Genomic DNA, 17,131 nt, shown 5'->3' with positions numbered 1-17,131 from the left:
GTGCCGAAGAGTCGTCATAAACGGTCGGAATCAGGAGCCGAGCCCTATGGGACCTGTGGAGTTCATCGTCCTCGCCTTCCCGGAGGAGCAGCTGCGGGTGCCGGCGGTCGAGGCGGTGATGGGGCTGCGCAAGACCGGGGTGGTCCGGCTGATCGACGGGCTCGTGGCGACGCGGACGGCCGCCGGGGAGGTGCTCGCGGCGGAGTTCGACGAGTTCGTGGAGCTACGGGGCCTGCTGACGGGCCGGGACGTGGCGCGGCTGATCGGACCGGAGGACGTGCACGAGGCGGCGGAGCTGCTGGAGCGCGGCAACTGCGCCCTGCTGCTGCTGGTCGAGCACGTGTGGGCCGAGGACGCGGCGATCGCCGTACGCGCGGCGGGCGGGCGGATCGTGGGCTCGGTCCGCATCCCGCCGGACCGGGTCCCCGCGGACACCCGGACGGGGGCGGCCTGATGTTCATCCGGCCGGTGGGAGTGACGGTCCGCGCCGCGGACCGCCCGGCGGGCCGTCCGCTGCTGCGGGGGCTGCTGGCGCGCGCGGCGGGGGCGGTGGAGGGCTCGACGGGTGCGGCCGGGGCGGTGGACGCGCCGCCGCGGGGGCTGCTGGGGCGGGCGGTCGGCGCCGCGGAGGACACGGGGCGCGTGGAGTGGCCGCCGGAGCAGGAACCGGAGCCGGAGCACGAGGAGGGGCCGTGGCCGCCGGACCCCGGCTCCCCGGAGGAGCCGCCGCCGGCCGCCCCCGCGCCCCCGGCGGGCCTGGCTCCGGACCTCGCCGCCCTCGCCGCCCTGGCCCGCGAGGGCCTGCTCACCCCGGAGGAGTTCACCGCGGCCAAGGCCCGGCTGCTGCGGGGCTGAAAGGCGCCCCGCCTCCGCACAGGGGCGCGCCCGGCTCAGCGGCCGATGACCCGGCGGCGGGCGGCGGGCAGCTCTGCGGCCGACGGCCCGGCGGCGGGCGGCGGGCAGCTCTGCGGCCGACGGCCCGGCGGCGGACGACCCGGCGGCGGGCGGCGGACGGCGGGCAGCTCTGCGGCCGACGGCCCGGCGGCGGACGACCCCGCGGCGGGCGGCGGCCCGGCGGCCCGGCGGCGGACGACCCGGTGGCGGACGACCCGGCGGCGGACGACCCGGTGGCGGACGACCCGGTGGCGAGCGGCGGGCGGTCGCATCCCGGCAGAGGGGGTGGCAGGGCGGGCGGGCCTCCCCGCAGGGCCCCGCGCGGCTCAGCGGCCGGTGCGCCGGGAGGCGGCCGCCTTGCGAGCCAAGGCGAGGACCGCCCACACCAGCAGGACGTTCAGCACGGCCCCGCCCACGAGCGGGACCAGGAGCCCGAAGGGGTGCGCCGCCCCCGGGTCCCCCGGCCCGGCCAGCGCGCCCGCGGGGAAGAGCACGAAGACCGTCACGAGGAGCGAGCCGGGCAGGGTCGCGAAGTACAGCGGCACCGTGGCGTCCGGCGGCGCGCCCGTGAGGGCGCCCGCCAGCACACCGGCCGCCACCAGCGCGACGTACAGCGCGGCCGCGGCACGGAGCAGTCGGGCGGATCGTCCTGGCCTCATGTGCGGCACGGTCCCTGTGAGGTGCGGAAACGACGGAGAGCCCGGGCCCCCTCCCGCACGGAAGGACGGCCCGGGCTCCATTATGACACCACGGGATTGAACGGGTTCAATTCATTCTCGGCAGCGCGCCCACCGAGGTGTCACGCCTGCTCAGAACTTGTTGCGCACCACGCTCCTGAGGTTCTTGCCCAGCTTGTCCCAGTAGCCCTTGGCACGGTTCTCGCTGAAGGTGCGGCCGCCGACCGCCGCCGCGCCGCCCAGCTTGCCGCGGACCTCGAGCTTCATGCGGCCCTTCGACTTGTACAGGTCGAAGCCGATCCAGCCGCCCGGCCAGTCGGGGTGCCCGAAGCGGGCGCCCAGCTGCAGGTAGCTCTTGCCGATGCTGTTCACGTTCATCGGGAAGTACATAGAGATGCCGTGGACCACCGGCCAGAGCGTGAAGTCCTGGCCCTCGTGCGTGATCTTGTTCGGCCGACCCGGGATCGGGAAGACCGCCTTGAAGTGGCTCTTCCAGTACTTGAACACCGACTTGTCGGACGCACCGGTCTTGCCGAGGTCGTAGTACCGGTAGTAGCTCGCCTGCCCGCTGATGTCGCTGCAGCCGACGGGGTCGCCGCTGCAGTAGCCGTAGGCGTTGGAGCCGCCCGCGTACTTCGGGTCGGACTGCAGGAAGCGGCCCGTGGACGGCTCGTAGACGCGGGCGCCGGTGAGCGCCAGGCCGCTGAGGGTCTCGCTGGAGACCTGCGCGGAGCCCTTCCAGCCGTAGCGGGCGGCCCCGGTGTCGTCGAGCGGCACGCCGTACTCGTCGTAGCGCTGGACGACCGACGCCGCCGGGTTGTCCAGGTCCAGCCGCACCGCGACGTCCCCGCGCAGGTTCGCGAACTGCAGGACGGTCCCGCCCGCCTGGCCCGTGGTGGCACCCAGCGCGCCGGTGATGTCGTTGACGAAGCGCGTGATGCTGCCGTCGGCCTCCGCGAGCCAGTCAGGGCTGGTCGACTCGTCGCCGTAGTGCTGCGTGGTCTTGCCCGTCGTGCTCCAGACACCGTCGGTGCCCTGGGTCTGGGTGGTGGCGACGGCGCCGCGGCCGGCGGCGTCCAGGTCCCAGATCCGGCGCTGCGCTCCCACCGTCTCGGAGCGCAGCTTGTCACCCGCGAAGTACTCCAGCTGCACGCCGCCGTTGGCCGTGGTGCGGCCGAAGGCGTCGTAGGTGCGGCCCGTCAGCCGGTCCGCGCTGTCGTACGTGTAGGCCTGCGTCGCGTTGACCGCGTCCGCGGTCCCCGGGTCGCAGTCGTCGGCCGTCGACGACTTGGAGGTGCGGTTGCCGTTCGCGTCGAACGCGTAGCCGCGCACGACACAGCCGGCCGTGCCCGAGTCGGTGACCTGGGTCAGGCGCCCGGTCGAGTCGTAGCGCAGTCCGCTGGCGACCGTGGCGCCGTCGGTCTGGGTGTGACCCGCCTGGCGCCCGGTGATGTGGTACTCGGCGACGTCGGCCAGCGCGATCACGCCGGCGGAGTCGGTGTACTGGCGCGAGGTCACCCGGCCCGTGGTGTCGGACCCCAGCTTGAGCTGGTATCCGCCGGGCAGGTTCTGCGAGACGAGCCGGCCCTCGACGTCGTAGCCGGCGGTGAACGTGCCCGCGACGGAGTCGGTCATGGTGCCCAGGTCACCCGCGGCGGTGTAGCCGTAGGTGGTGGAGGCGGAGGTGGAGTCCGAGGACTTCACCGGCCGGTCCATCGCGTCGTACTCGGTGCGGGTCGTGTTGCCGGACCCGTCCGTGTAGGAGATCAGACGGCCGAGGGCGTCGTGGGCGAGGCTCACGGTCTGCCCGTTGGACGTCTGGGACGTGGTCTTGCCGGTCTGCGGGTCGTAGGTGAAGAGGGTGTCGGCCACCGCGGTGCCCGGTCCGCCGCTCGCGGAGGCCTTGGCCCGCCGTCCGGCGTCGTCGTAGGTGATGGTGCTGGTGACGGTGGCGCCGTTGGCCGTCTTGGCCGTGACGGCCACCCCGCCCCAGCGGTTGTACTGGTAGGTGGTGGTGGCCAGCTCGGCGGGGTTGGAGCCGCCGCCGGTGACCGCCGCCGCGGGAGCCGTCTTGCAGAGCAGGCCGGCCCACTCGGGGCGGGCGGCGCACTCTCCGCTGCCCGTCGCCGTGTAGTAGGTGTACGTGAGCGTGCCCGCGTCGCTGCCGTTGGACGCGGCGACGCTGGTGGTGGCCAGCCGGCCGTCCGCCCGGTAGGTGGAGCGGGTGTTGGCCAGCTGCTTGCCCTGGCCGTCCTTGGTGGTGATCTCCTCGCCGGTGGCCCAGTTGTACGTGGTGACCGTGGTGCGGCCGTCCGCGTCCTGGGGGTACCCCTCGATCGACGCCCCGGTCACGCTGGAGGTGACCTGGCCGGACACCTCGGCACCGGCGGGCCGGCCCTCGTCGTACTTGTTCGCGGTGTGCAGGCGCACCGGGACCTGGGAGCCCGCCGGCAGCGCCGGGTTGGCGCCGGAGGCGGCCACGTCGCCGATGAGCACGGCCTGGTGGACCGGGCCGTAGCTGTCGAGGAGGCGCTGGCCGTCCTGCGAGTAGACGCCCGTCTCGGACAGGCGCTCGGCGCGCTCGGCCGTGGACAGCGCCGACAGGCCGAGCGCGGAGAGCGTGGCCGCGGCGTCCGGGGCGGTGCCCAGGGCGAGGTCGCGGTTGGCGGCGCTCAGCGAGGCGACCGGGTTGGCGTAGGCGTCGTACTCCGTGGTGGTCAGACCGCCGCCGGGGGTGGAGGTGTTGGTCTCCCGCCCGTTGGCGTCGATGTACGTCAGGCTCGCGCGGGCGTAGGCGGTGGCCGCGAGGTCGCCGCCCGTCGAGGAGGCCGGCACGGAATCGGCCGGGAAGACCGCGGTCGCGTCGGCGGGAACCTCGTTCTGCGCCCAGGTGGCGACGGCGGCGGCGTCCATGGTGAACGGCGCCTTGGCACCGGCCACCGGTACGTCGTACACGACCGTGCTGACGGCCTCGCCCGAGACGGTGGTCGCCGAACCCTGCGCGAGGGTCGGGCGGGTCACCTTCAGGAGCATGCCCTCACCGGCGGTGAGGGAGGAGCCGGCCTTGCCGTAGTGGAAGTTCCACGGCAGCTCTTCGCCGGGCTGCATCCAGAAGACCCGGTTGCCGGCGTCGTAGGAGTACTGGACCTGCGTGGCCTGCGAGTAGTGGGGGTTCCACTGCTGGCGCAGGCGGCCGTCCTTGTCGTAGCGGTAGACCGACAGGACCTCCGAGCGGGCCGTGGCCGCGCCGGGGTCGGTGGCCCAGAGCTTGATCTCCTTGACCTGTCCGGCGAAGTCGCCGAAGTCGGCCGCGGTCGACCAGCCCGTGGCGGTGGTGGCCGTCGCGTAGCCGAACTCCACCACGCGGCAGCCCTTGGTGGCCGGGGCGGCCTGGCAGGCGGCCGCCGTGACGCCCTCGGTGGGCGAGATCAGGTACTTCGGACGGGCGACCGTCTCGGTGCCCTTGACCACGGTCTCCGAGACCTGCGTGACCGTGGAGTCGTCCACGGCCGCCGCGGAGGTGGCGAGGGTCCAGGTGGTGGACCCGGCGGCCGCCTTGGTGAAGACGTTGACGGACGCGTCGCCGGTGTCGCGCAGGGTGAAGGAGCCCGAGGTGAGGGATCCGGTCAGGGTGAGCGTGCCGGCTCCGGCCTCGGCGGCCCAGCCGCCGCCGGCGGTGGCGGTGAACGCGGTGGAGGAGCCGTCCGCGTCGAGGATCTCCACGGAGGTCGCGGAGGTCTTGCGCAGCTGGGTGTAGCCGCTGCCCGAGGTCTGTGCCACGACCGAGGAGACCCAGCCGGGACCGTAGATCTGGGCCTGGCCCTCGGAGTCGGACGGGTTCGCCCGGGAGGAGGCGGTGCGCGCCACGGACACCTCGAACGCGGAGACGTCCTTGGCGCTCAGGCGGTAGTCACCGGTGAGCAGGTTGAGCGAACCGGGGCCGACCGAGGTGGTCGGGGCCTCGCCGGCGTTGCGGTCGACGGTGACCGTCGCCTCCGGGGAGGCGTCCGAGAGCGTGCCGTCGGTGAAGACGGCCCGTACGTCGACGGGGCCGTCGTTGTTCAGGGTGTCGGTGACGTTCCAGTACAGCGACGCGGGCTTGCCGCCGGTGGCCGCGACGGGCCAGGCGGTGATGGCGGTGCCGTCGGAGCTGCGCCGGACGTGGGGCGCCGGCACGTCCTTCCAGGTGTCCGCCTCGCCGTGGCGGTACTGGTAGCGCACGCCCGTGTAGGTGGTCCTGCCCTCGGACAGCAGGGTGACTCGGCGCGCGGGCCGGTCCCCCTCGGAGGGGGCGGTCAGCGCCGCGCCCTTGCCGGCCGAGAAGGTGTACGTGACGTCGGCGGAGGCGTTGCCGGCCGCGTCGCGGGTGTGGGCCGTGACGGTGTGCGGGCCCGCCTTGAAGGTGAGCGTGCGGGCCACGGCGGCACCGGTCGTCGCGACGGTCACCCAGGCGCCGGAGTCCAGCCGGTACTGGATGTCCTTCACGTCGCTGGCCGGCGGCGTGAAGGTGAAGGAGCCGGAGAAGTCGCCCTTGGGGTCGGCCGTTCCGGACCACTGGCCGGCCGGGAAGGCCGTGGAGGAGACCGCGGTGGTGGCGGGCTTGGCCGTGTCGACGGTGAAGGTCTGCCAGGCGGACCAGGTGCCGTTCCACGTCGTGCCGTCGTAGACGGCCGCGCGCCACTTGTAGCTGCCCGGCGCGAGCGCCGTGGCGGGGGTCCACGGCGCGGCCACGCCGGAGGCGGTGAACGCGGACTTGCCGGCCTGCAGGGCGGCGGTGCCCGTGGGCGTCCAGATCTCGTAGCTGAGCTGGACGGTGTTGCCGTCGGCGTCGGTGGCCTTGCCGGTCAGCGTCGGCGTGGTGTCGCCGGTCGCGGTGCCGGACAGCGGCGAGACGGGGACGGCCGCACCGGGCTTGGTGTTGTAGTTGACCGTCAGCGAGGGCTCGTAGGCCGCGTTGTGCGCGCCGTCGGTCTGGTTCGCCGAGTGGTAGCGGCGCCAGGTGAGGGCGTCGCCCTCGTTCACGGCCGCGATGCGGACGCCGTGGTTCGGCTGGCCGTCGGCCCAGGCCTGGACGATCGCGTCGACGTCCCAGGAGACGTGGCCGGCCGGGCAGGAGGCGTTGTAGCCCTTGGCGGCGGTGGAGGTCACGGCGCCGGCGGACGTCGTCGCGGGCTGGTTGGCCCAGGTGATCGCGGACGGGTCCCAGGCGGCGGTGATGCGGCTCACCTGGTTGCCGGAGTTGGCCGTCGAGCACGTGGAGGAGTAGTGCGAGTACAGGCGCAGGTCCGTGTCGAGGATCTGCTTGCCCTTGTACTTTTCGACGTTGAACTGGAGGAACGAGCGGGCCTTCTCGGCGCCGTTGTACGTACCGGCCTTCAGCTCGGTCGAGCCGCGCTGGGAGGTCAGGTAGTCGTCGTACTGGATCCAGGTGTCGGTGACCGGGCCCATCAGGGAGTCGGTCGGGTCGATCGTCACCGGATAGGTGAGCTTGGGGTCGCGCAGGAACTCCAGGCTCGGCTTGAGGACCAGGACCTGGCCCTTGCCGCCCTTGGCCTCCTCGACCTCCACCTCGACCGGGGCTATGTGCTCGGCGTCGCCGGAGGCGCGGTCGTAGGAGGAGTCCCACATGACCGGAGCGGGCGCGGTCGCCTTGGCCTTGTCGGCGGAATCATTCCACCGCAGGCGCTTGTCGGCGGTCTCGGAGAGCTTCAGCCCGGTCGCCTCGACCGGAATCCGGTATTCCACAGCCGTCTTGGGCGCCTCATGGAGGACGACGGAGTGGGAGAAACCTTCCTTCAGGGCGGTGACGACCAGGTCCCCGCCGCCCGCGACGGCGTTCTTGTACGTCGCCGTCGAGCCCTTGAGCTGCGGCGCGGGGAGCTTGTCCTGCCAGCCGATGCCCAGGGACTGGCCGCCCCGGCCCACCTTGACGAGGGCCTCGCCCGAACCGCCGTCCGAGAGCGCCACGTCGGCCGCGGCCGACTTCGGGCGCACGACGTCACCGGCGTCGACGAGGCTGGTGTCGACCGGCTGCCAGCGGCCCTGCGCGTCCTTGACGCGGATGGGACCGGTGTACGTCTGCACCGAGGTGCTGCCGTTCGGCTCCGCGAAGGACGTGGTCGAGTCGGTGCGCTCGTCCAGGATCTCGATGGGGCGCTTCTGCAGCCGCGCCAGCAGGTGCGCGGTGGCGGCGTCCTGCGCTTCGGCCGGTCCGGCCGAAGGCTTGGCGGCCGGCTTCGGAGCCGGCGGGGCAGCGACCGCCGCCTGCGCGACGAGGACGGTGTTCGCGGCCAGGACCAGGGCCGCCATACCGGCGACGGTTCTGATGCGCCGGGAGGAACGACCCCCTGCGGAACGGGGATGACCCGTTTCCGCCGGGGATATGAAAGGTCTGTTCAACGAAGTACTTTCTCAAGGGAAGGCAAAACGGAGCCGATACTCGCACCTCAAGATCGCTCCTGCAATGGCCAAGATCTCAGTGCGAGAACCCCCTCCCACCTCCTGCGCCCTACTGCCTTCCGCACACCGCCAGTTGCACCCGAAACAGCGAAGCACCCCCGCAAACACCCACTCCAGCCCTCGCCGCCACAGACCCCGGCGGGACGGCCCCGGCCCCAGACGGCCGACGGACGCCGAACCGAGGGAAGCGCGTAGCGATCTACCGCGCCTACAGCCGCGAGCCGCGCCTCTGGGCGCTGCCCGGTGTGGGCAGACCACCCCCCGCCCCGCCCTGGAGCCCGCTGGGGACGGGCTCGGCGCCGGCAGGGCTCCTTGGGGCCGGGGCTTCGCATCGCTGATGCCCCTCCTCCCCATCCGTCCCCCGTGACCGTTCCTTTGGGGGCTTCCCGGCAGTCCTTGTCTTTCCGGGGCGGGGCGGTCGGTCAAGAGTGGAGCGCAGCGACATCGCGAAGCGACGCGACGAAGGAGCGCTCTTGAGGGACCGCCCCGCCCCGGAAGGACAGTGGGGCTGACGGGAAACCCCCAAACCCTCCCTGATCAGGCCCAGCCGAAACCCCGCCCCCTGAAGCCCCGCCCCCCAACCGGGTGAGCCCGCCCGGCCCGCCGACTCCGTTGGGCGATTTGTCATACCGGGCGTGGCAGCATCGGGCGCCTCGGAGGTGATCCCATGTCCCATCGGCTGCTTCGCGCCGCCTGCATCGCCGCGGTGCTCGTCGCCGCCGGCCCGCTCCCCGTCACCCACGCCGACCCCGGCGCACCCACTGCCGCAGGCACCCCCAATGCCGCAGACGCACCCACCACCCCAGGCACCCCAGCCACCCCAGGCACCTCAGCCACCCTCACCACCCCAGGCACCCTCACCACCCCCACCACCCCCGCCACCCCCCGCACCTCCACCCAGTCCGTAGGGGCCCTCCTCGCCCGCCTGCAAGGCCTGTACCAGCGGGCCGAGGAGGCCGCCGAGGCGTTCAACGCCACCGAGGTCGCCCTCAAGAGGCGGCAGGACGAGGAGCGGCGGTTCGCCGCCGAGCTCGGGAAGGCCCGTACCGCCCTGGGGTCCGAGAAGGCGCTGCTCGGGCGGTTGGCGCGCGAGCAGTACCAGGGCGGCCGCGGCATCTCCCCCTACGCCCGGATGCTGCTCGCCGGCAACCCCCAGGCCGCCCTGGACCAGCGGCGCATCACCGCCCGCGAGGGTGCCCGGCAGGCCGCCGTACTGGAGCGGCTCAGGCGCGGCGAGCGGGAGGCCGGCGCCCTCGCCACCCGGGCCCGCCAGGCCCTGGGCTCCCAGCAGACGCTGGCCGCGCGGCAGAAGCGACACAAGGACGAGGTCGCCACCCAGCTCAAGGAGGTCGAGCGGACGCTCGCCGCCCTGACCCCCGAGCAGCTCGCGCAGCTCGGCGCGCGCGAGGCCGCGAACACCGCCGGTGCGCAGCGCGAGCTGGTGGACTCCGGCCGGCTGCCCGCCCGTACCGGCACGCCCACGGCCGCCGGCGGCAGGGCCCTCACCTACGCGGCGGCCCAGATCGGCAAGCCGTACGTGTGGGGCGCGGAGGGGCCGGGCTCCTTCGACTGCTCCGGGCTGACCTCGCAGGCCTGGGCGCACGCCGGCCGCGGCATCCCGCGGACCAGCCAGGAGCAGTGGGCCACGCTCCCCAGGGTCCCCTTGGACCGGCTGCGGCCCGGTGACCTGGTGGTCTACTTCCCCAAGGCCACCCATGTGGGCCTGTACATCGGGGGCGGGAAGGTGATCCAGGCGCCGCGCCCGGGGGCGAAGGTCAAGGTCTCACCGATCGCCGCGAACCCGCTCCTCGGCGCCGTACGCCCCGACCCCGAGGGCGTCCCGCTGGCGGAGTTCACCCCTCCGCCGCTGCCCGAGGCCGCGGCGGAGGGGGATGACACCGGCTACTCCTCCGCGGCGTCGCCCGCGACCGACCCCGAAGGCGAAGCCGACTCGGAATCCGGGCCCGCCCCCGAAGCCGAAGCCGCCCGCGACCCCGACCCGGAAGCCGCCTCCGCAGCCGCGGCCGCGGCCGCCACCGACTCCAGGTAGTCCGCCGCGTCCTCCGGGTCGTAGAAGTACGCGTCGAAGTCGGCCGGGTGGTCGAAGCCGTTGGCGAATCGATCCGCCACCGGCTGCAGCTGCCCGGCCGCCCCGATCAGGTTCAGTACGTGCTCCGGCGGGACGCCGAGCATCGCGTTCGTCCACTGGGTCACCGGCTTGCCCGTCGTGAACCAGAACTTGTCGAAGGTCGCCTTCATCCACGCCTCGTCGAACGCCTTGTCCCCGTGCATCAGGATCGACGACAGGTACGAGGCCGCGCACTTGGCGGCGGAGTTCGAGCCCTGCCCGGTGATCGGGTCGTTGGCGACGACCACGTCCGCGACCCCCAGCACCAGCCCGCCGCCCGGCAGCCGCCCGATGGGCTTGCGGACCACCGGCGCGTAACGGCCGGCCAGCGTGCCGCCCGCGTCCGTCAGCTCCACCTTCGTGGCACGCGCGTACTCCCACGGCGTGTACTTCTCCATCAGCTTCAGCGTGAGCGCCAGGTGTTCGCCCGGGTCCCGCACGCCCTGGAACACGTCCAGCGGCCCGCCCGGCAGGCCCTCCCAGAACAGGATGTCCGCCCGCCCGGAGGTGGTGAGGGTCGGCATCACGAACAGCTCGCCGACACCCGGGACCAGGTTGCAGCGCACGGCCTCGGTCTGCGGGTGCTCCGGGCGCGGGCCGAGCCCGTGCACGTAGGAGACGGCGAGCGCCCGCTGCGGGGCGTCGTACGGGGAGCGGGCCGCGTCCCGCTCGAACAGGGACACCAGCTCGCCCTTGCCGGCGGCCACCAGCACCAGGTCGTACGTACGGGAGAAGTAGTCGAGGTCGGCGACCGAGGCGCCGTGGATGACCAGCTGCCCGCCGCGCTGCGCGAAGGTGTCCAGCCAGCCGGCCATCTTCACGCGCTGGTCGACGGACTGCGCGTACCCCTTGAGGCGGCCGAGCCAGTCGATGGCGCGGCTGCTGTCGGGGGCCGCCACCGAGACGCCGAGGCCCTCGATCTTCGGGGCCTGCTGGTCCCAGAAGTCGAGCTGGAGGTCACGTTCGTGCCGGAGCGCCGAGTCGAACATGCACTGCGTGGACATCACCCGGCCGGTGCGGATCTCGTCCGCCGTCCGGTTCGACATCAGGGTGACCTCGTACCCCTTCGACTGGAGTCCGAGGGCGAGCTGGAGCCCGGACTGGCCGGCCCCTACGACAAGTATCCTGCGCATTTCTCACGTTCTCTGTTCGGAGGTGCTGTCGCTCTTCGGGAGTGCTTTTCGCTCTTCGGGAGTCTTTTCGCCCTTCGAGCGGGCTGTCGCTCTTCGAGCGGGCTGTCGCTCTTCGGTCGGGCTGTCGCTGTCGGGCGGGCCGGCCGCCGCCCCTATTCCGGAGTGCTGTCCAGGGCGTGCCCCACCAGCGTCAGCAGGGATTCGACGACCGTCGCCCGACGCCGCGCGTCCATGATCACGACCGGCACTTCCGGCGGGATGGTCAGTGCCTCCCGCACGTCCTGAGGTTCGTACGACTCCGAGCCCTCGAAGTGGTTCACGGCGACGGCGTACGGCAGCCCGCAGCTCTCGAAGTAGTCGAGGGCCGGGAAGCAGTCCCGCAGCCGCCGCGTGTCGGCCAGGACGATGCCGCCGACGGCGCCGCGCACCAGGTCGTCCCACATGAACCAGAACCGCTCCTGGCCGGGGGTCCCGTACACGTACAGCACCAGGTCGTCGTCGAGGGTGACGCGGCCGAAGTCCATCGCGACGGTGGTGGTGTGCTTGTCCGGGGTGCCGGTCAGGTCGTCGGTCGGGACGCTGGCCTGGGTCATGACCGCCTCGGTGCGCAGCGGCGTGATCTCGGAGACGGACGAGACGAACGTGGTCTTGCCGACGCCGAAGCCGCCCGCGACCAGCACCTTGACGGCGACGGGAGCGCGGGAGCGGTCGTACTGCCACGGCTGGACGGGCTCGTCCTCCGCCTCCGGTGCGGATATCGGCCGGACCGGCTGGTCAGAGACGGCGAAGACCACTGAGCACCCTTTCCAGCAGCGCGCGTTCGGGTCGGCCGGTGCCGTGGCCCGTGCCGTAGACGCGGAGCCTTCCCTGGTCGGCGAGGTCGCTGACCAGGACGCGGACCACGCCGAGCGGCAGCTTCAGCAGCGCGGCGATCTCGGCGATCGTGCGCATGCGGCGGCAGACCTCGACGATGGCGGGCATCTCGGGCATGCGGTCGGGCGCCTTGGCGGGACCGGTGTCCAGGGCGGCGACGAAGGTCTCCACCAGCAGGACCTGCGTGAAGCGGGTCCGGCCGCCCGTCAGGGAGTACGGGCGGACGCGGGCGGGACGGCGGTCGGCGCCGCGTATCGGCAGCCGGTCGGAGGCCGGACTCCTCACGGGGTTTTCTCCATCGACTGGCGCAGCTCACTGCGGACTTCGGGGGTCAGGACGTGGCCGGCGCGGCCGACGAACAGGGCCATGTGGTAGGCGACGACGCCCATGTCGCAGTCGGGGGCGGCGTGCACACCCAGCAGGGACCCGTCGCTGATGGCCATGACGAAGACGGAGCCGTGCTCCATCGCCACCATGGTCTGCTTGACGCCGCCGCCGTCCATGAGGGCCGCCGCGCCGGTGGTGAGGCTGCCGAGGCCGGAGACGATGGTGGCCAGGTCGGCCGAGGCGCCGCGCGGGCCCTTGGTGCGGGGCCCCTGGGGGGAGTCCGCTCCCGGGTCCGAGGACAGGAGCAGCAGCCCGTCCGAGGAGACGACGGCGACGGAGTTGACGCCGGGTACCTCCTCGACCAGGTCGGTCAGCAGCCACTGCAGGTTGCGGGCCTGGGTGCTCAGTCCGTACGTACTGGGCGCGGTCATGTGCGTGCCTCCTGTGCGGTGTCCCCCCGGTCGGTCTGCCCCTGATGCCGGACCTGGTCCCCGTCCCCGTCCCGGTCCTGGTCCCGGTCCTGGTCCCGGTCCTGGTCCCCGTCCCGGTCCTGCCGGAGCTCGGCGGCGGCCACGCGCCGGCCGTCCTGCGCGCCCTGGTAGAACCCGCCGAGGCGGCGCCGCAGCTCGTCGGCGTCGACCTTGCGCGGCGGCTCGGGGGGTGCGTCGCCGGAGCCGGGTCGGCCGGCGGGCACGGAGCGCGGGGTGCGCTTGGGCAGGCCCTTGTCGGTGACGGCCTCGGCCTCGGGGCCGGCCGGGTCGGCGGGGTGGCTGCCCTGGCGCGGGAGCCAGTTGTCCTCGGCGGCGGCATGCCGGTGCGGATCGGGCTCGTGCGCGGTCTCTCGTACGTCGGCACCTGACGCGGCACCGGGCGCGCCGGCCGGGATCCCCGACTCGGGGTCCGCCGCCGCGAAGCCCGCCCCTTCCGCGTCGGGAACGACCCGCGCGAGCAACTGCTCCTCGGGACCGGGCCCACCCGGGACCTCCGCCGCGGGGGCCGCCGCCGTAGCCCCGGCCGCAGCCGCGGCCGGAACCCCGACCTCCGGGGCCGCCTCCGGAACCACCGGAGCCTCGGCCGCCGGAACCACCGGAGCCTCGGCCGCCAGGGCGTCCACCGGGGCGTCCGGAACCTCAGCCGCCGGCCCCTCCCCGGGAAGGCCCCCCGGAGCGTCCCCCGAAGCCTCGGCCGCCGAAGCCGTCGCCGGCGCCTGCGCCTGCTCCTCCGGAGCCCCGGCCCCGGCCCCGGCCGCAGCCGCGGTCTCCGCCTCCGCCTCCGCCACCGGCCCGTCCTGCGCCGCACTGCGCCGCAGGCGGCCCTGGAGGGTGTTCTCGTTGGCCTCCGCGATCACGCCCGGGAGCCGCAGCGCGGGCGCGCCCGGCGTGGCCAGGCTGTGGATCGGGGAGGCCGGCGGGGTCGCGGGGAGCAGCGTGGCCGGGACGACCACCAGTGCCTCGGTGCCGCCGTGCCGCGGCGTGCGCAGCTCGGCGGTGACCCCGTGCCGTGCCGCGAGGCGCCCGGCCACGTACAGGCCGAGGCCCAGGCCGTGTTCCGCCTCGGGCTCCTCGTCGTAGGCCTCGGGCGTGGACAGCCGGGCGTTGAGGGCCTCCAGCCGGTCCTCGGTGACGCCGATGCCCTCGTCGACGACGGACAGGACCACGTCGCCGGAGTCCAGCAGCCATCCGGACACCTTGACCTTGACCTCCGGCGGCGAGAACGTCGTGGCGTTCTCGAGCAGTTCGGCCAGCATGTGCGAGATGTCGTCGGCCGCGTGCCCGGCGACCTGGGTGTACGAGGGCAGCGCGGCGAGGTCGACGCGCTCGTAGCGCTCGATCTCGCTCACCGCCGCCCGCATGACGTCGACCAGCGGCACCGGCAGGCCCTGGCCGTGGCCGTGCTCCTGGCCGGCCAGGACGAGCAGGTTCTCGTTGTGGCGGCGCATCACCGTCGCCAGGTGGTCCAGCTTGAACAGGGTCGCCAGCCGGTCGGGGTCCTGTTCCTTGGACTCCAGCTCCTCGATCACGGCGAGCTGGCGCTCCACCAGGCCGAGGGTCCGCAGCGACAGCGAGACGGAGGTCGTCGACATGATGCGGCGGTGCTCTTCGAGCCCGGCCCGCAGCTTGGCCAGCTCCTCCTCCAGCACCTCACGGCCCGAGGCCAGCGCCTCGTTGCGGCCGATGATGCGGCGCCGGTCTGCGTCGAGCCCGGCGATCCGGGTGTGCAGGGAGACGGTCTGGTCGCGCACCGCGTTCAGGTGGCGCACGACCTCGGCGAACTCGTCGTTGCGGCCGGTGAACCGGACCGGCTCCACCGAGCCCTCCGGCGTCGCCAGCCGCGCCGCGCCGCGGCGGAGCACGGAGAGCGGCCGGGTCAGCGAGCGGGCCACGGCGGTGGAGACGCCCACGGTGACCAGGAACAGCACGCCGAGCAGCGCGATCACGGTCTCGAGCCGGGTCACGTCGTCGTCGCGCTGCGCGGCGAGCGCGGTGGCGCGCTGGCCGGCGAGGGTGGATTCGACGGACCGCATGCGGTCGATGCGGGCGGTGAGCGCGGAGCCCACGGCGCCCGCGTCGGTCCTGCGGTCGGCGGAGGTGAGCGTGGGCCGGTCGGTGAGCCGCTTGAGGTAGTCGTCGGCTGCCTTGACCTCGGGTCCGGTGACGGTGGCGGCGAGGGTCTGGCGCACGTCGGGCCGCGCGGCCCGCGCGAAGTCGTCCAGCGCGGCCTGTTCCCGTACCCGCGAGCGCTGGGCGGCGGTGGTGAGTTCGTCGACGACGGCCGAGTTGGGGAGCTGCTCGCCGCGGGGGACGGCCAGCGCGGCGAGCAGCAGTCCGCGGGTGGCCGAGGCCTGTTCCACGGCCTGGCCCAGCGGGGCCATCGGGCGGGTGGTGGCGAGGGCGGCCGTGGCGCGCGGCGGGGTCAGTTCGGCGAGCCGGTCGCCGGGGGCGAGCAGTTCCGCGAGGACGCCGGCGTAGGCCTGGTGGGCGGCGAGGGCGCTGCCCCTGCCGTCGACGGCTTCGGTGCGGACGGCCTGGACGCGGGCGAGGGCGCGGGCGGTCGCCTCGTCGGCGTCGGCCTGGACCTCGGCGATCTGCCGGTCGGTTCGGGCGGCTCGTTCCTGGACGGGCGCCTTGGCCGAGCCGGGGCGGCCCTTGGCGGCGTACTCGACGACGGCGTCGCGCTCGTCACCGAGGAGGTGGGCGAGGGTGAGGGTGTGCCGGGTCTGTTCCGCGAGGGTGACCAGGCGTTGGGAGTCGTTCAGTTCCCTCGAGGCGGAGACGACGGCGGGGGCGCCGGCCGCGAGGACGGTGAGGCCGGCGACGGCCACGCCTACGACCAGCCTGCGGCGCACGCGGACGCGGCGTCCTGCGGGGGCCGGGCCGTCGGTGGCGGTGCCGTTCTTCCGAGACCGCTTCTTCTGCACCGGTGCTCGCAATCCTGTACGTGTGCTCTTGCTCGTCTACTCGTGTGGCCGAGGTAACGGCCGGTCAACAAGTAAACGCCTCCTGCCCCCTCGTACCGCCTCAGACCTTTGCAGTGCGATGGGAAGAGAGCCGCACATCGCCCACCCGGCCACTCGAACGAGTGAACATCAAGGATCAGTTGGCGACCAACTCGGACATCCGGTGTCAGGGCGCGTCCGTGGACAGGCGGTTGAAAGATCGTCGCGGGCTTTGGCAGTATGCCCGCCCACATTCCGGGGTCGGGCCCGCGCGGGGCCCCGCGGCGCCCTGCGGCGGCGCCGGCCGGCCGTCCCGCCACTTGGTACGGACCTACCCGCGCTCCACACCCCCTCCCCGGGCAGAATGTCCGCATGCGCATCGACCTCGCCTCCGCCCCCGGCAGTCCGGAACGCCCCAATGAGGACTGGCTGTCGGCCGCGATCCCCGCTTCGGGCGGTGGCGTACTGGTCGCCCTGGACGGGGTCACCCCGCCGCGCGGCGAGGACGGCTGCGTGCACGGGGTGCCGTGGTTCGCGGCCCGGCTCGGCGGCCGATTGACCGAACTGTCCGGATCGCGGCGGGACATGTCGCTGGACCGGATCCTGGCGGAGGCGGTCCGCACCACCGCCGAGGCGCACCGGGCCACCTGTGACCTTTCTCACGTCCGCACGCCGCAGGCGACGGTGGTCGTGGTGCGCTGGGACGAGGCGTACGTGGAGCACCTGGTGCTCTCGGACTCGGTCCTGCTCCTCCAGGACCCGGCGGGCGGCGTCACGGCGGTGCTCGACGACCGGCTGGACCGGGTCCCCCGGGAGGTGCTGCGGTCGGTGGAGGCGACGGACGCCCTGCGGAACGCGGAGGGCGGCTTCTTCACGGCGGCCGCGGATCCGGAGGTGGCGGCCCGGGCGGTGACCGGGCGCACCCCGCGCGACCGGGTCCGGGCGGTGGCGGCGCTCACGGACGGGGCGAGCCGGTGGACGGACACGTTCGGGGAGGGCGACTGGGCGCAGTGCCTGGCGGTCCTGCGGAAGGAGGGCGCGGAGGGGCTGATCGGCCGCGTCCGCGCCCTCGAGTCCGACCCGGCACGCCCGCCGGGCCGGTACAAGCGGCACGACGACGCCTCGGCGGTCTACGCGGAGCTGTAGCGAGGGCTGCACGGGCGGGACCCCGCCCCCCGAGCGGCCCGCAGGAGCCGCACGCCCG

At 73.8% G+C, this 17,131-nt stretch carries 10 protein-coding genes and 1 pseudogene; 4 read left to right on the top strand and 7 right to left on the bottom strand.

Annotation, left to right across the window (positions count from 1 at the left end):
• Nucleotides 1-46 precede the first annotated feature (46 nt).
• Together AB0D66_RS03965 and AB0D66_RS03960 are read left to right on the top strand one after the other, a co-directional pair.
• Nucleotides 47-454 carry a DUF6325 family protein gene (locus tag AB0D66_RS03965; RefSeq protein ID WP_362296207.1) on the top strand — a complete coding sequence of 136 codons (408 nt, stop codon included), beginning with the start codon at nt 47-49 and terminating at the stop codon, nt 452-454.
• Entirely contained in the window at nt 454-855 is a 402-nt protein-coding gene (locus AB0D66_RS03960; RefSeq protein WP_362296206.1) for a hypothetical protein, read from the top strand. The genes AB0D66_RS03965 and AB0D66_RS03960 overlap by 1 nt, the downstream gene beginning before the upstream one ends.
• A 365-nt stretch (nt 856-1,220) precedes the next feature.
• On the opposite strand, the gene AB0D66_RS03955 is transcribed toward AB0D66_RS03960, so the two are convergent.
• Nucleotides 1,221-1,553 carry a hypothetical protein gene (locus AB0D66_RS03955; protein ID WP_362296204.1) on the bottom strand — a complete coding sequence of 111 codons (333 nt, stop codon included), beginning with the start codon at nt 1,551-1,553 and terminating at the stop codon, nt 1,221-1,223.
• Between the two features lie 150 nt (nt 1,554-1,703).
• Nucleotides 1,704-7,880: a DNRLRE domain-containing protein gene (locus AB0D66_RS03950; protein WP_362296201.1), complete on the bottom strand. Its 6,177-nt coding sequence runs from the start codon at nt 7,878-7,880 to the stop codon at nt 1,704-1,706.
• Between the two features lie 817 nt (nt 7,881-8,697).
• Between AB0D66_RS03950 and AB0D66_RS03945 the strand changes: the two are divergent.
• Nucleotides 8,698-9,813, top strand: a pseudogene (locus tag AB0D66_RS03945) (NlpC/P60 family protein); the annotation flags it as partial.
• Between the two features lie 119 nt (nt 9,814-9,932).
• Here the strand turns inward: AB0D66_RS03945 and AB0D66_RS03940 are convergent.
• From AB0D66_RS03940 to AB0D66_RS03920, 5 genes are all read right to left on the bottom strand, one after another.
• The gene (locus AB0D66_RS03940) at nt 9,933-11,291 is read right to left on the bottom strand and encodes a styrene monooxygenase/indole monooxygenase family protein (protein WP_362296198.1); all 1,359 of its coding nucleotides are present in this window, start codon (nt 11,289-11,291) and stop codon (nt 9,933-9,935) included.
• Nucleotides 11,292-11,443: 152 nt separating this feature from the next.
• The gene (locus AB0D66_RS03935) at nt 11,444-12,049 is read right to left on the bottom strand and encodes an ATP/GTP-binding protein (protein ID WP_362296727.1); all 606 of its coding nucleotides are present in this window, start codon (nt 12,047-12,049) and stop codon (nt 11,444-11,446) included.
• A gap of 16 nt (nt 12,050-12,065) precedes the next feature.
• Nucleotides 12,066-12,449, bottom strand: coding sequence for a DUF742 domain-containing protein (locus AB0D66_RS03930; RefSeq protein WP_069921927.1), 384 nt, complete (start codon nt 12,447-12,449; stop codon nt 12,066-12,068).
• On the bottom strand, nt 12,446-12,922 hold the full coding sequence (locus AB0D66_RS03925; protein ID WP_361754853.1) for a roadblock/LC7 domain-containing protein: 477 nt from the start codon (nt 12,920-12,922) through the stop codon (nt 12,446-12,448). The genes AB0D66_RS03930 and AB0D66_RS03925 overlap by 4 nt, the downstream gene beginning before the upstream one ends.
• The gene (locus tag AB0D66_RS03920; protein WP_362296193.1) at nt 12,919-15,909 is read right to left on the bottom strand and encodes a nitrate- and nitrite sensing domain-containing protein; all 2,991 of its coding nucleotides are present in this window, start codon (nt 15,907-15,909) and stop codon (nt 12,919-12,921) included. Before AB0D66_RS03920 ends, AB0D66_RS03925 begins: the two co-directional genes overlap by 4 nt.
• Before the next feature lie 390 nt (nt 15,910-16,299).
• Between AB0D66_RS03920 and AB0D66_RS03915 the strand changes: the two genes are divergently transcribed.
• Complete coding sequence (locus AB0D66_RS03915) at nt 16,300-17,073, top strand: hypothetical protein (RefSeq protein ID WP_362296190.1); 774 nt, start codon at nt 16,300-16,302, stop codon at nt 17,071-17,073.
• Nucleotides 17,074-17,131 lie beyond the last annotated feature (58 nt).

It is taken from the genome of Streptomyces sp. NPDC048270 (genome assembly GCF_040652335.1).
Taxonomy (GTDB): Bacteria; Actinomycetota; Actinomycetes; order Streptomycetales; family Streptomycetaceae; genus Streptomyces.
Note: the sequence above shows the minus strand (reverse complement) of the source record. Positions and strands in the feature narration are given on the sequence as shown.

Bases quoted from the DNA above. Each gene is read 5' to 3' on its own strand.
- AB0D66_RS03955 (WP_362296204.1), bottom strand. From the start codon at position 1,553: ATGAGGCCAGGACGATCCGCCCGACTGCTCCGTGCCGCGGCCGCGCTG.
- AB0D66_RS03940 (WP_362296198.1), bottom strand. From the start codon at position 11,291: ATGCGCAGGATACTTGTCGTAGGGGCCGGCCAGTCCGGGCTCCAGCTC.
- AB0D66_RS03960 (WP_362296206.1), top strand. From the start codon at position 454: ATGTTCATCCGGCCGGTGGGAGTGACGGTCCGCGCCGCGGACCGCCCG.
- AB0D66_RS03965 (WP_362296207.1), top strand. From the start codon at position 47: ATGGGACCTGTGGAGTTCATCGTCCTCGCCTTCCCGGAGGAGCAGCTG.
- AB0D66_RS03950 (WP_362296201.1), bottom strand. From the start codon at position 7,880: ATGGCGGCCCTGGTCCTGGCCGCGAACACCGTCCTCGTCGCGCAGGCG.
- AB0D66_RS03915 (WP_362296190.1), top strand. From the start codon at position 16,300: ATGCGCATCGACCTCGCCTCCGCCCCCGGCAGTCCGGAACGCCCCAAT.
- AB0D66_RS03925 (WP_361754853.1), bottom strand. From the start codon at position 12,922: ATGACCGCGCCCAGTACGTACGGACTGAGCACCCAGGCCCGCAACCTG.